General features: G+C 56.3%; 13 protein-coding genes, 1 tRNA gene and 1 pseudogene. 8 read left to right on the forward strand and 7 right to left on the reverse strand.

Annotated features, from left to right (window positions below; genetic code table 11):
• The first annotated feature begins 170 nt into the window (after window positions 1–170).
• Window positions 171–1,160 (forward strand): octaprenyl diphosphate synthase, encoded by a 990-nt coding sequence (gene ispB, locus ACQ4WO_RS23570; protein WP_034754644.1) that lies wholly within the window; start codon window positions 171–173, stop codon window positions 1,158–1,160.
• 49 nt (window positions 1,161–1,209) lie between these two features.
• Here the strand turns inward: ispB and arsC are convergent, their stop codons facing one another.
• Window positions 1,210–1,632 carry an arsenate reductase (glutaredoxin) gene (gene arsC / locus ACQ4WO_RS23575; RefSeq protein WP_436483457.1) on the reverse strand — a complete coding sequence of 141 codons (423 nt, stop codon included), beginning with the start codon at window positions 1,630–1,632 and terminating at the stop codon, window positions 1,210–1,212.
• Window positions 1,629–2,000 (reverse strand): ArsR/SmtB family transcription factor, encoded by a 372-nt coding sequence (locus ACQ4WO_RS23580; protein ID WP_436483458.1) that lies wholly within the window; start codon window positions 1,998–2,000, stop codon window positions 1,629–1,631. Before ACQ4WO_RS23580 ends, arsC begins: the two co-directional genes overlap by 4 nt.
• Window positions 2,001–2,120: 120 nt before the next feature.
• Here ACQ4WO_RS23580 and ACQ4WO_RS23585 point away from each other — a divergent pair, with 120 nt between their 5' ends.
• The 4 genes and pseudogenes from ACQ4WO_RS23585 (at window position 2,121) to ACQ4WO_RS23600 (ending at window position 5,981) form a co-directional block, all read left to right on the forward strand.
• Window positions 2,121–4,214, forward strand: a complete 2,094-nt coding sequence (locus tag ACQ4WO_RS23585; protein WP_436483459.1) for an AsmA family protein — start codon at window positions 2,121–2,123, stop codon at window positions 4,212–4,214.
• A 72-nt stretch (window positions 4,215–4,286) separates the two neighbouring features.
• Window positions 4,287–4,363 (forward strand) — tRNA-Pro (locus ACQ4WO_RS23590).
• 211 nt (window positions 4,364–4,574) lie between these two features.
• The gene (locus ACQ4WO_RS23595) at window positions 4,575–4,892 is read left to right on the forward strand and encodes a hypothetical protein (RefSeq protein ID WP_436483460.1); all 318 of its coding nucleotides are present in this window, start codon (window positions 4,575–4,577) and stop codon (window positions 4,890–4,892) included.
• Between the two features lie 28 nt (window positions 4,893–4,920).
• Window positions 4,921–5,981 (forward strand): annotated as a pseudogene (locus tag ACQ4WO_RS23600) (IS3 family transposase).
• Between the two features lie 26 nt (window positions 5,982–6,007).
• Here ACQ4WO_RS23600 and ACQ4WO_RS23605 read toward each other — a convergent pair.
• The 4 genes from ACQ4WO_RS23605 to ACQ4WO_RS23620 form a co-directional block, all read right to left on the reverse strand.
• Entirely contained in the window at window positions 6,008–6,343 is a 336-nt protein-coding gene (locus ACQ4WO_RS23605) for a tyrosine-type recombinase/integrase (protein WP_436483527.1), read from the reverse strand.
• A 114-nt stretch (window positions 6,344–6,457) separates the two neighbouring features.
• Window positions 6,458–7,147: a hypothetical protein gene (locus ACQ4WO_RS23610; protein ID WP_436483461.1), complete on the reverse strand. Its 690-nt coding sequence runs from the start codon at window positions 7,145–7,147 to the stop codon at window positions 6,458–6,460.
• A 30-nt stretch (window positions 7,148–7,177) separates the two neighbouring features.
• Window positions 7,178–8,032, reverse strand: a complete 855-nt coding sequence (locus ACQ4WO_RS23615; protein WP_436483462.1) for a DNA adenine methylase — start codon at window positions 8,030–8,032, stop codon at window positions 7,178–7,180.
• A gap of 59 nt (window positions 8,033–8,091) precedes the next feature.
• The gene (locus tag ACQ4WO_RS23620) at window positions 8,092–9,477 is read right to left on the reverse strand and encodes a ParB N-terminal domain-containing protein (protein ID WP_436483463.1); all 1,386 of its coding nucleotides are present in this window, start codon (window positions 9,475–9,477) and stop codon (window positions 8,092–8,094) included.
• Window positions 9,478–9,574: 97 nt separating this feature from the next.
• Here ACQ4WO_RS23620 and ACQ4WO_RS23625 point away from each other — a divergent pair, with 97 nt between their 5' ends.
• The 3 genes from ACQ4WO_RS23625 (at window position 9,575) to ACQ4WO_RS23635 (ending at window position 11,839) form a co-directional block, all read left to right on the forward strand.
• Complete coding sequence (locus tag ACQ4WO_RS23625) at window positions 9,575–9,940, forward strand: hypothetical protein (protein ID WP_436483464.1); 366 nt, start codon at window positions 9,575–9,577, stop codon at window positions 9,938–9,940.
• A 24-nt stretch (window positions 9,941–9,964) separates the two neighbouring features.
• Complete coding sequence (locus ACQ4WO_RS23630) at window positions 9,965–10,156, forward strand: hypothetical protein (protein WP_436483528.1); 192 nt, start codon at window positions 9,965–9,967, stop codon at window positions 10,154–10,156.
• A gap of 288 nt (window positions 10,157–10,444) precedes the next feature.
• Complete coding sequence (locus ACQ4WO_RS23635; RefSeq protein WP_436483465.1) at window positions 10,445–11,839, forward strand: GntP family permease; 1,395 nt, start codon at window positions 10,445–10,447, stop codon at window positions 11,837–11,839.
• 13 nt (window positions 11,840–11,852) lie between these two features.
• On the opposite strand, the gene ACQ4WO_RS23640 is transcribed toward ACQ4WO_RS23635, so the two are convergent.
• Window positions 11,853–13,256, reverse strand: a complete 1,404-nt coding sequence (locus tag ACQ4WO_RS23640) for a sodium:solute symporter family protein (RefSeq protein WP_436483466.1) — start codon at window positions 13,254–13,256, stop codon at window positions 11,853–11,855.
• Window positions 13,257–13,323: the final 67 nt, after the last annotated feature.

The raw sequence follows: 13,323 nt of genomic DNA on the forward strand, positions 1-13,323 counted from the left end.
CGTGGTATGTCGACAACCCGACCATCATGTCAGGCTTGCGCCAGGCGGACAACAAAACGCGCGCCAGTGCCAACCAGATCAATCAATTGCCCTACAGCCATAGGCAAACGTCACGCACGCGCAAGCCTTGTCGTATAATCGCGGCACCCACAATCTAATGCAGGTTCGCCTTGTCTGACGCTAACAAACACGTTAACCAAAACACCATCGTGCAAACGATTGCCGCCGATATGGATGCAGTCAATACGGTGATCCGCCAAAAGTTGCACTCCGATGTGATTCTGATCAACCAGATCGCTGAATACATCATCAGCGCAGGCGGCAAACGCATCCGTCCCGTGCTGATTTTGCTGGTGGCCAATGCCCACGCCTATCGCGGCACGGCGCACCATGAACTGGCCGCCGTGGTCGAATTCATCCACACGGCCACCCTGCTGCACGATGACGTCGTCGATGAATCGTCGATGCGCCGCGGACGCCAGACGGCCAATGCCCTGTTCGGCAATGCCGCGTCGGTGCTGGTGGGCGACTTCCTGCACTCGCGCTCGTTCCAGCTGATGGTGTCGCTCAATAATATGCGCGTCATGCAAATCCTCTCGGACGCCACCAACGTGATCGCCGAAGGCGAAGTGCTGCAGTTGCTGAACATGCACGATCCGGACGTGACGCAAGAAAGCTATTTGAACGTCATCCGCTCGAAGACAGCCAAGCTGTTCGAAGCGTCGGCGCAACTGGGCGCCCTGATCGCCGGCGCCAGCGAAGACGATATCGAAGCGGCCGCCGAATACGGCCGTTCGCTGGGTACGGCTTTCCAGTTGATCGACGACGTGCTCGACTATGCAGGCGACGCCGCCGAAATCGGCAAGAACGTGGGCGACGACCTGCGCGAAGGCAAACCGACCATGCCGCTGATCTGGCTGATGGAAAACGGTACGCCGGAACAGCGTGAACTGGTGCGCAGCTGCATCGAGCAAGGCGACGAACAGCATTTCGACACCGTCCTGACGGCCATCACCAGCAGCGGCGCCCTCGACTACACGCGCAAGCAGGCGGAAATCGCCGGCCAGCGCGCAGCCGACGCCATCGCCGGCTGGCCGGACAGCGTCTACAAGCAATCGATGCTGCAACTGTGCTCGTTTGCCGTGGACCGCAATCACTGATCGCGTTTTATTATGTGCAATACAAAACGGCGCCACTGGCGCCGTTTTTTTATTTCACCGGCTTGCCATCGGCGCCGACCACGGCCTGGCCATCTTCCTTGGCAAATGCGCCTTGCTGGGGCAGCGGCAGAATCTCCAGCACCTTTTCCGACGGCCGGCACAGGCGCACGCCCAGTTCCGTGACGACGATGGGACGGTTGATCAAAATAGGATGGGCTTGCATGGCGTCCAGCATGGCTGCATCGCTGAGCTCAGGATTGGCCAGGCCCAGCTCGTCGTACAGGGCGCCCTTGTCGCGCATGACGGCGCGCACGGAAAGGCCCGCGCGCGCGATCAGGTCGACCAGTTCCTCGCGCGATGGCGGATGCTTGACGTAATCGATGATGACGGGCTCGACGCCCGTATTGCGGATCAGGGCCAGGGTATTGCGCGACGTGCCGCACGCCGTGTTGTGATAAATCGTGATCGTCATGTCGTGATGTCCTTCAATAAATGTGGTTCGCTGACGCAGCAAGGCGCGCCAGCACAGCAGTTCTCGGTCAGGAAGGCCAGCAAGCCGTTCATGCCCGCATAGTTGGCGGCGTAGATGATGGAGCGGCCCGCCTTGCTCGCTGTCACCAGATTGGCGTGCGCCAGTTCTTTCAGGTGAAACGACAGCGACGATGGCGCTATCGCCAGCGCTTCGGCGATTTTCGTCGCGGCCATGCCTTCCGGCCCTGTCTGCACCAGCAGGCGGAACACGGCAAGCCGCGATTCCTGCGCCAGCGCAGCCAAGGCTGCGATGGCGGCCGTGCTTGTCAGTGGCTCGGCTTGCGCCGCAATTGATTTTTCATTTTCCATATTTCAATAATAGTCGAATTATTGAACCATTTCAAGCGAGGTGCCTTACGTAACCTAGCGCACCGACTTTCATGGCCTATCAGTCTACCTTGATGAAAAAATCATTGCGATTGGCTTACCATGACACGCTCAACCCCGCTCAAAATCCTCGGCTGGAGCCTGGCCGCCCTGCTCGCCCTGATCACCATTGTCGTCATCTTCGTGCTGACCTTCGACTGGAACCGCGCCCGCCCCTACATCAACGAAAAGGTGTCGGAAAGCACGGGCCGCAGCTTCGTCATCGGCGGCGACTTGCAGGTGAAATGGCAGCAGGGGCTGAAGACGGAGCCGGGCTGGCGCCGCTATGTGCCGCGGCCCGTCATCAGCGCGCAGGACGTGCGCATGAGCAACCCGGACTGGGCGACGGCCGGTCCGCAACTGGCCAGCGCGAAACGTATCGACGTGGCCATCCATCCCTTGCCCCTGTTGCAGCATCGCGTGGTGCTGACGGACCTCGCGCTCGAGGCACCCAATATTGCCCTGCAACGGCGCGCCGACGGCAGCAACAGCTGGACCCTGAAAGACAACGGCCCTTCGGCATGGGACGTAGAAATTCAGCGCATGGCCTTCGGCGACGGCGTCATCCGCTATCTGGACGAGGGCATCGCCCTCGACGTACACGCCAAGGTCAGCTCGACGGCGCCCGACGCCACGCCCGGCGATGCGCCAGGCAATGCGCCCGTGCAAAAATACGGCATCGCCTTCACCCTGGGCGGCAGCTACCGCAAGGCGCCCGTGACGGGCGGCGGCAAGGCGGGCGCCGTGCTGTCATTGACCGACAACAACACCGTGTATCCCGTGCAGGCGCATGCCGTGCTGGGCAAGAACAAGGCCAGCATCGATGGCACGCTGACGGACCCGCGCTCGCTGTCCGGCATCGATTTGCAGCTGAGCCTGGCCGGCGCCAGCATGGCCGACCTGTACCCGCTGACGGGCGTGCTGCTGCCGGAAACGCCGGACTACGCGACCAAGGGTCGCCTGCTGGGCAAGAAGGACGGCGCCAGCTGGAACTGGACCTATCAAAACTTCAAGGGCACGGTAGGCCAGAGCGACCTGGCCGGCACCCTGCAATATCTGCCACGCCAGCCCCGGCCCCTGCTGCGCGGCGAAGTGACGTCGCAGCAGCTGCGCCTGGAAGACCTGGGTCCCACCATCGGTGCCGACAGCAATGCGCGCAAACAGGCGCGCGGCAAGGCGCCCGTGCAGCCCGGGAATAAAGCCTTGCCCGTGGAACAGTTCAATACGGCCAAATGGGATGCGCTCGACGCCGACGTGAAATTCACGGGCAAGAAACTGGTGCGCACGCACGATATCCCGCTCAACGATATCGTCGCCAACATCCGCATGCAGGACAAGGTGCTGAGTTTGACGCCGCTCAATTTCGGCATGGCCGGCGGCAACATCACCTCGAACATCACGCTCGACGGCCGTCAAAAAACCATCGCCGCGCAGGCCAAGGTGGCGGCGCGCCACCTCAAGATACGCGAGCTGTTCCCCAAGCTGCAATCGATGCAAGCGAGCTTCGGTGAAGTGTATGGCGATGCGGCGCTGACGGGCCACGGCAATTCCGTCTCGGCCATGCTGGCCAGCGCGAATGGCGAACTGGCAGCCACCGTCAGCGAAGGCTCCGTCAGCCAGTTCATGCTGGAACTGGCTGGCCTCAACCTGGCCAACGCCGTCTTCGTGAAAATCTTTGGCGACAAGCAAGTCCACCTGAACTGCCTGGCCAGCGATTTCGCCGTCACGAATGGCCAGGCCGACGTGCGCCGCTTCGTGCTCGACACGGACACGGCCGTCGTAAATGTCACGGGCAACGTCAACCTGGCCACCGAAACCCTGGACCTCGACGTGCGCCCCCGTACCAAGGGCGCCCGCATCATCACCCTGCGCACGCCGCTGTATGCGAAAGGCACGTTCAAGAACCCGGACGTGGGTCCGCAAAAAGGCCCGCTGGCCCTGAAAGCCGGCGCCGCCGTGGCCCTCGCTACGGTCGTCACGCCGCTGGCCGCCCTGCTGCCGCTGGTCAACGTCGACAAGGCCCCGGACACGGACTGCGCCGCCGTCATGGCCCAAGCCAACGCCACCCGCAAGGCCCCGACTTCGCCGGCGACAAATGCGCCAGCAAAAAAACTCAGCGAAGCGGAAATCAGGAAGGCGCAGCAGGAAAGGAAATAAGCAGGCTTGCAACAAACTGGCTTGATACAGCCGCTTGAAACCCGCCCCGCCATCTGCTGTAATGAAGGAAAGCGGGGTGTGGCTCAGCCTGGTAGAGCGCTGCGTTCGGGACGCAGAGGCCGGAGGTTCGAATCCTCTCACCCCGACCAAAATATCCTTGCAAAACAATTAGTTACTGCAATACCACCTCGCCTCGAAGTCAATTCAGTGGCAAATCAGTGGCAGTTACCATCTGACGAAGTGGCGATTGCAAAAACTGAGCTTATTTGCAGGGGCATTTAGCGAAGTGTCGTCCAACGCGAAAATTCATCCCATCGGTATCGATCTATACCGTGCTCCACAACTTCATGGAGTACGGACATGGCGTCCATTGAAAATCGCTCGCACTACCAAGTCTCGGTCAAGAACCGCGACGATCTTACGAAGATATTCCCCCACGATAAGCAGAAAAATGCGGAAGCTTACCGCCAGTCCATGCGGATGCAAAAATTCAAACCCAAGCTGATCCTCCTGGATGACCACTACATGGTCCGCATCCGCAAAAAGGGGCACGAGGACCACGTGTTGTACGCGAACTCCCTGAAGGAGGCTGAACTTGTGAGCGCTAAGCTGAGGGTGGAACACAGCCGAGGCTTCTTTGTCGATATAGTGGATCCCGAATCTGAGACAATGGTTTAAGCTGTGGTCCGTGAAAGGATGACAGCAAATGAGTGAAGGTAAAAAACGTCGGGTACACACGGCCGAGTTCAAGGCCAAGGTCGGTCTGGAGGTCGTTCGCGGCGTCAAGACGGTGACGGAAATCGCGCAAGAGTTCGGCGTGCATCCGGTGCTGGTGGGCCAGGAGGCGCGCTTGGGCTGAATCGAAGCCGGGCTCGAGAAGCTGCCGCTGACGCGCCAATGCGAGCTGGCAAGCGTGCCGCGCGCAACGGTGTACCGCCGGATCGACGCGGCATCCCGGCAGGCATGCGAGGACGAGAGCGACCTGAAGCTGCGCGCACTGATTGACGAGCAATACACCAGCCGGCCTTTTTATGGCGGCAGGCGCATGGTCGTGTTCCTGCGCGCGACTGGCCATGTGGTCAACCGCAAGCACGTGCACCGCCTGATGCGCGGCATGGGGCTGGCGGGCATGGCGCCGGGACCAAACACGAGCCATACGCATCCACGGCACAAGGTCTATCCATACCTGTTGCGCGGCGTGCCGGTGACGCGCCCTAACCAGGTGTGGTCGACGGATATCACCTACATCCGGTTGGCGCGGGGCTTCGCGTATCTGGTGGCGATCATCGACTGGTACAGCCGCAATGTGCTGTCCAGGCGCATCAGCAACAGCATGGACGCGTCGTTCTGCGTGGATTGCCTGGAGGAGGCCTTGCGCCGCCATGGCACGCTGGAAGTGTTCAACAGCGACCAGGGTTCACAATTCACCAGCGAGGCCTTCACCGACGTGCTCAAGCGCTAAGGCGTCGCCATCAGCATGGACGGGCGCGGACGAGCACCGGATAACATCTTTGTCGAGCGCCTGTGGCGCAACGTGAAGTACGAGGTTGTGTACCTGAAGGGGTACGCCAACATGGCGGAATTGATGGTGGGCCTGGCACAGTATTTCGCGTTCTATAACGCTGAGCGACCGCACCAGTCGCTGGGCTACCAGACTCCCGACAAGTCTACCGCGACGGCATCGGCGGCGGTGCGCTGATCGTCGACCGGTTCGGTGATGACGATAAGAAGTCACAGGAAAAGAGCAATACGGGTCAGCGCCGATGAGCTGAAGCAGCGGAAACGGGTGCAGCTTAAATTAGTCGGCAAAGTGTCTTGACTGATGGATCCACTTTATTTTGCAAGCGCTCGTTTAGGAACACCGTACGCGCCCGATGCCCTTTCGTCTGTTCTGGAAGAAGCCGAATTTCAGACTTAACAACCTCGTCTTCCAACCGTACATCGCTGACGCGTAGCGCTGCGACCTCGCCAACTCGCATTCCGGCTAAATGGGTCATCAGCAACATAGCCCGATTTCTAGCAGCGTGTCGTTTAACTGAAATAAACGCAAGGATGCGTTTAAGTTCTTTCTTGGTAAGTGTTTTGCTTGTGCCATATAAAAAACAAAAGTATTTAATGCACCTAAAGATGAAACCTTTTGTTCAATAAATCAACGGAAAAGTGATGGCAAACAAATGCCTTTAATTTCAATAGGTTAGCTGACAATGTAAGAATTTAGCAATTTTCTTATATTCCAAAAAAACTTAGATTTTTGGATCAAACATTTTCAATAGCCTGTCCTCATCTTGCGTCCAGTATTCTACACATCTGCATTGATCACGGCATTGGCGACGCACAATCGGAACATCAAGCCCAGCGTCCTGCATCGCTAACCGTAAGGCCCCTACCGCCATACTGTAAACATCTACATTTGAATCTGTCGTATGTTTAGGATCATCAAGCACAATTCTTTTTAGATATTTCCCGAAGGGAAGTTCACCTCCTGAGTGCCTTGCAAGAACCATTTGATCAAACCGACCCAAAACAAAATTCTCTTCCAAATCAGCTTTACTTTGAAACCAGCGCTGCTCTTCGGCTTTGTCAGCCCACTTAGTCGGGTTTAACTTAGTCACCCAAAGTCGCCCTGTTTTATTTTTATCTATTATCCCAACAGAAAATTCAAACAATACTGGACCATATACATTTGCACGACTAGCTCTATTATGGATATCAACCGAGTCAAGAAAAACGTCAAACCAAATGCTATATATACGATCCAAACTATCAGAAGATTGCGTGGTTTGTGTGGTCCCCTTACGTTCCGCAGTTCCCCTTGACAGTAAAGATTTTTCTTTAATGAACTGACACGCCGTTGCAACACTATTAGCATGATGAAGATTCGTTACACCTTTTTCTGAAAGCACAGAAAAAACATGAGCCGATGGTAGATGCATAGAACCTCAATTATTCAATAGAAAATTCTTCTAAGCGGCTAAACCGACCTTCATGGAGTTGGGTAAGGAGAGTTTAGGTGTAAGAACAAGCAACTCGGAAGCACGACGTTTTACCTGTGCATAATAAACCAAATTCTTTCTATACAATGGCAATCCCGAATAGAGTTTTTCGATTTCGGGCGCCTCATCATAAGTAAGCATCCATTTAATCTTTAAACTACGGACTAATTTTGCCAAACGGGCATGATCTTCAGGCTGATAAAAGCTCAAATACAAATCCCTCCCTTGATTATAATAGGGAGGATCAATATTAACCAATGCACGACTCGGTAATTCTTTATTCCATTTTCTCAAACATTCTTCAGCATCCAATCTAGTGAATTTAATCACATCGCGATAAACATGAATTCGCTGGATTTTATGTATCAAATCGTTTTTATTGAAGCGACAATCAAGCTTATAGTTTCCGTCTTGGTTCTTTCCACCAATTACGCCAGCTTTGAGTATCCCTGATCTATTTGTCCGGTTTAAAAATAGAGTTGCATAAGCTAATTCTAAAGGCGAAGATTGTGAACTTGAAAGAATCGCACGCTGTCGATGCCACTCATCAATTGTCACATCTTTGCGCAGTATAAGCTCGCATAGCGGATCTGGACGATTAATGACAGCATCCCAGAAAGCAAATATAACAGGGTCAATGTCATTTAACCAAACCTCAGTCATATCACCATTTAGCAATAACCGCCATGCAATGCCAGCTCCACCCGCAAATGGTTCAGCGTAAACTCCACCATAAAGGCCATTGGTTCGCACTAAGTCAACGACAAATGGACTTAGTTGAGTCTTTCCGCCGGGATAACGCAATGGTGAATCAGTAACTGGCATATAATTAAGTCCGATGAGACTTTAAACGTCTCATACTCAGCGGCATTGAAGGGGCCGAATTATAGCGCATCTAACATCACCCTAAGTGACGGAAGCCAGGTATCTGCATGTGCCCTGAGACTTTGCCGAGTTGGGATAGATCCACCATGCACAGCATGTCCCAGGCTATGTAAGCTGTATGGAGTAGCAGCGCTGCCAGCCGCTTTATTGATCACACCAAGTGCTTTACCGCTAGTGCCCATTGCTTTCAACTCAGCGGCACACGTCTGGGTTAGGGCATCATCAGTCATATTCGAGTTGTACTTTCCTCGTTTTTTTGCAAACAGCACCATAATTTGCTCAACGATAGCGCGTAGAAGATAGTTGCCACTGAACGGAAAGTCTTCCAACTGAAGCTCAAGACATTCTTTTCGCAATCTTAACAGCACAGGATCACGATGCTTCACAAGGAAGCTACTGTCGAACAATGTACGTAAATTTGCAGGATTCCGTGCACTACGTTTCTGCCCACCCGGCGTCGGCAGCGGAATCGAAGCACTCGCTGCGCCAGCGACCGGCGCGGGTACTGCACTAGGGCTAGGCAGAGGAGTTGTCGGAGCAATTCCCTCCTTTTTTAAGGTGTTTGCATACCCAACTCGATCGGCACTTCCGCTCCGCGAGTTGACAGCAAAGCCTCCGGAAGCTTGAGACACAATACTATCCAACACGAGCCGTAACAACGCCTCATCAACTTCTGCGGCGTCATGCGTATAAATCAATTCGTTTGCACTACCGAGTCCAATGATGGCGCGAACACCTGGAGTACCTAAATATCTGGTAATGGTAGTAAGGCTGACCTGCTCGCGTTGAGCAGCTGTAAGTTTCCCCAATAGCGATAGCCGATCCAAGACTGCTAAAGCCAATGTGTTGGCACGAGAGGATGTACGAGTACTATCTCCGCTAGCTCTCGTTTTTTGATCCGCATCCCATTCGCGCGTTCCGATACCGCCTTGCAGCCCAAGGTGACGCAAGTCTATCCACTGTTTGGCTGCTGCACGGTCAGGGAATACATGAACTTTGATCGGGTTCGGCACTTTAGTAGAAGATGATATCTTTCGCATCTGCGCTTGCAAAGCTGTTGTTGGAGCACGGCTAGGGTCTGACAGTAAAATCAAAGCACAGGTACGGCGATTGCCTTCAACAGTCACGAAATGACCGGGATGCCCAACAACCGGGATCACGCCCATGATATCAAGCGGACTCAACGCCCCGCGTCTTGCGATATCCTGTGCAAGTTCAGCAACCATTTCAGCGTTGCAAAGTTGCGCGATCACTTCAGCGTCACCAGCCAAAGGATCATGCCGAGGATTCTGGGGATCGAGATGCAGGCGATTGATCGACACCACTTGGTCGCCCAAAATTATGGCAGATTCTTTTTTGCGGCTGCTACCTTGTGTCGTAACCATAACTAAATTCCGTGCCTAAAGAGATAGAAAATCTTTCCGCTGAGACGGTTTTTCTAACTTACGTTTCAGGAAATTTGCCGCTCAGCATAACATTCAGATGCATAGCAAATCTAACCAATTTCCACAAAATATAACTAACATAGAACTATTTCATCTAGAAAATCACTCTATTGTTAATTTTTTACCAATCAAAGCGCACCGTCCTTTACATGAACAACTACTAAGGATGGCTAAAATATCCCTGCTGAACAGCTTGAAAATCGTTACTGCTAAACGCCCTGCCCCTGTATCGCCAATCGCACGCCGTCGAAGCATGCTCATCACGAAACTGAACAAACAGGTTGCTTACGCTCGTGCCCAGCAAGACGGCAGCCTGTACGCGCCAACGCGCAGTCGCAAAGTCACCGATCAGGAATCGGGCGAGCGCAAAAGCGTCGAAATGCCGAAGCGCGTCAAACCTTAGTGGTTCACCGATGACAGCGGCAAGCTGTGTCTGGTCGTCAAATACGGTACTAAGCCGCTGGAACTGGCTAAGGGTAAAGTGGCTATCGAGCTGTCCGTGCAAGCTGACCTGATTCCGACGCTGGAAACGCTGAAAGCTGCTGTAACTGCTGGCGAGTTGGACGCCCAGATCGAAGTGATGAGCGGCGCGCTGCGCAAAGGCTTCGTGAAGAAGTGATCGACCATCAGCTGCTGTAGTGTTACATTTTCAGCAGCTGGTCAGTGTAGTACAGCAGTGTAGTACTTGACCATAGAAGCCAGTGTTTATGCGGTGCCTGTGTTAAATCCGCATTCTTCGGGACGCAGAGGCCGGAGGTTCGAATCCTCTCACCCCGACCAGCCTCTTCCCTCACTGCGCCAGCTTGAACTGCTTGCACCTTGACCTGCGCGTTGGCGGGTTGCCGAGAAGTATGTTATTAATTTCACTATTAATATCTTAACCACTTCTCGCGCAAGGGCCTGACCGATGTCTTTCCTGATAGTTCTGGCCGCACTGGCCTTCCTCATGCTGGCCGCCTACCGGGGCTACAGCGTGATCCTGTTTGCGCCCGTCGCCGCGCTGGGCGCCGTGCTGCTGACAGATCCGTCGGCCGTGCCGGCCGTCTTCAGCGGCATCTTCATGGAAAAGATGGTGGGCTTTATCAAGCTGTACTTCCCCGTCTTTTTGCTCGGCGCGGTGTTCGGTAAACTGATCGAGCTGTCCGGCTTTTCCCAGTCCATCGTCGTGGCCGCCATTCGCTATATCGGCAGTGCGCGCGCGAATGCCGCCATCGTTGCCGTGTGCGCGGCGCTGACGTACGGCGGCGTATCGCTGTTCGTCGTGGTGTTTGCCGTGTATCCGTTTGCGGCCGAGCTGTACCGCCAGAGCAATATCCCCAAGCGGCTGATGCCGGGTGCCATTGCCCTGGGCGCGTTTTCGTTCACCATGGATACGTTACCGGGCACGCCGCAGATCCAGAACATCATCCCGACCACCTTCTTCAACACGACCGGCTGGGCCGCGCCATGGCTGGGCACCATCGGCGCCGTGCTGACGGTGATCATGGGACTGGCTTTCCTCGAATGGCGCCGGCGCTCCGTCATGGCGACGGGCGAAGGCTATGGGGCCGAGGCCGACAAGGCCACGGCCGACGTGGGCGACCTGCCCCATCCGCTGCTGTCGGTGGCGCCTCTGGTGCTCGTCGGTGTGGCCAACTTTGCGCTGACCAAACTGATTCCCCAATGGTATGGCGCCAGCTACGTGCTTACCGCCGAGGCCCTGCCGGGCTTGCATGCGCCCGTGTCGACGTCGATAGGCGCCGTGACGGGTATCTGGGCCGTGGAAGGCGCCTTGTTGCTGGGAATTTTGCTCGTCTGCGTGACGGCCTTCGGGCGCATTCGCGCCGCCTTTGCCGAAGGCACGAAGGCAGCCGTGGGCGGCGCCTTGCTGGCGGCCATGAATACGGCGTCCGAATACGGTTTCGGCGGCGTCATCGCGGCCCTGCCCGGTTTTCTTGCAGTCAGCAATACCTTGCGCAGCGTGCCCGATCCGCTCGTCAATGCGGCCGTGTCCGTAACGACCCTGGCCGGCATCACGGGCTCGGCCTCGGGCGGCATGAGCATCGCGCTGGCGGCCATGTCGGACAGTTTCATCCAGGCCGCGCAGCAGGCGCATATTCCGCTCGAAGTCATGCACCGCGTGGTGGCCATGGCCAGCGGCGGCATGGATACCTTGCCGCACAATGGCGCCGTGATCACCCTGCTGGCCGTCACAGGCCTCACGCACCGCCAGTCCTACCGCGATATTTTCGGCATCACCGTCATCAAGACGGTGGCCGTGTTCCTCGTCATTGCCATCTATTACATGACGGGACTGGTCTGAGGGTTGGGGCAAGCTACAGCCGCGACGACGATGCCGGCTTTGCCAATGCTTGCGCCGGCTTGAACAGATGGCTGATGCCCATGGTCAGCAGCGGGCCGGCCAGCGCCAGGTAGGAACTGTCCACGCCATACGGATTGCCGGCCAGGAACCAGCCGATGGTGGCGATCACGGAGACGATCACGCCGACAAAGGCGCCGCGCGGCGTGCCGAATTTCGGCGCATAGAAGGCCATCAGCACCAGCACGGCCAGGGTGGCGCGCAGGGCCTTGCCGAGGAAGGCGATCATCAGCAGTTTTTCCGCATACAGCGCCAGCACCAGCGGCAGCAATCCCGCCACGACGATGGCGATGCGCAGGAACATCAGCGATTTCGCGTCGTTCTTGGCCTTGTTGTACCAGGGATCATAAAAATCCTTCATGGCCAGGGTGGCCGATGCTAGGGTGGTGGCGGAAATGCCGCCGAACAGGGCGCCGGCCAGGCCGACGATCATGATGCTGGCGGAAAACGCCGGCATGTGGGCGATCATGGTGGGAAACGCGTCGATCGACTTCATGCCCGGATACAGCACGGCGCTGCACATGCCGATCAGGGCCGCCATCAGGCCGAACGGTATCATCAGCGACGACACGTAATAACAGGCGCGCTTGGCCACGGCCGGGTTGTCCGTGCTGACCAGGGCCTGGATCACGTATTGCGTGGCAAAGATGGAACCGATGCCGCCGATCATCCAGGCGATGATCTGGCCCCAGCCGATCTCGACCCAGTTGAACATCTTGGCCGGCAGCTGCGCCTGCAGCGCGCCGATGCCGCCTGTTGCTTCCAGGGCATACGCCAGCGCCAGGATCACGCCCAGGTACTTGACGATGGAGTGGGCAAAATTGGTATACACGACCGAGCGCATGCCGCCCAGGCTGACATAGATCACGGTGATGGCGCCGACCAGCAAAATAGCCACCGTTTTATTGATGTGCAGCACGGCCGCCAGCACGGCGCCGCCGCTCGCGTACAGGGCCACGGCAACGATGCTCAGCGCGACGATGGTGAGGATGGACGCCGCATAGCGAACGGGCTCGCCGTAGGTTTGCGCGAGGATGCCGGAAATCGTCGACTGCCCGCTTTCCTTGTATTTTTTGACCAGCACGATGGCCAGCAGGAAAAAGCCCAACGACAGCGCCACCAGGTTCCAGGCGGCGGAAATGCCCAGTTCATAGCCCTTCTGGGCCGTGCCGATGCTGACGGAACTGCCGATGAACTCCGACAGCAGCAAGGCGCCGATCAGGAAGGCGGGATAGTTGCGCCCGCCCGCCGTCATGCCCTCGGCGCTGTTGGCATGCTTGCGCACGCTATAGGTAATGTACGACATGAGGGCGAAATAGCCCACCGTGACCGCGGCGATGATGATCAATCTGTTTTCCATCCGTCTACTCCAAGTCTGCTTTTCTTATTATTATTTTTCAAGAAAGCTTCCCCTGCCGCATGCCGGA

Origin of the sequence: Janthinobacterium aestuarii (assembly GCF_051380835.1) — a bacterium.
Taxonomy (GTDB): Bacteria; Pseudomonadota; Gammaproteobacteria; order Burkholderiales; family Burkholderiaceae_D; genus Janthinobacterium; species Janthinobacterium aestuarii.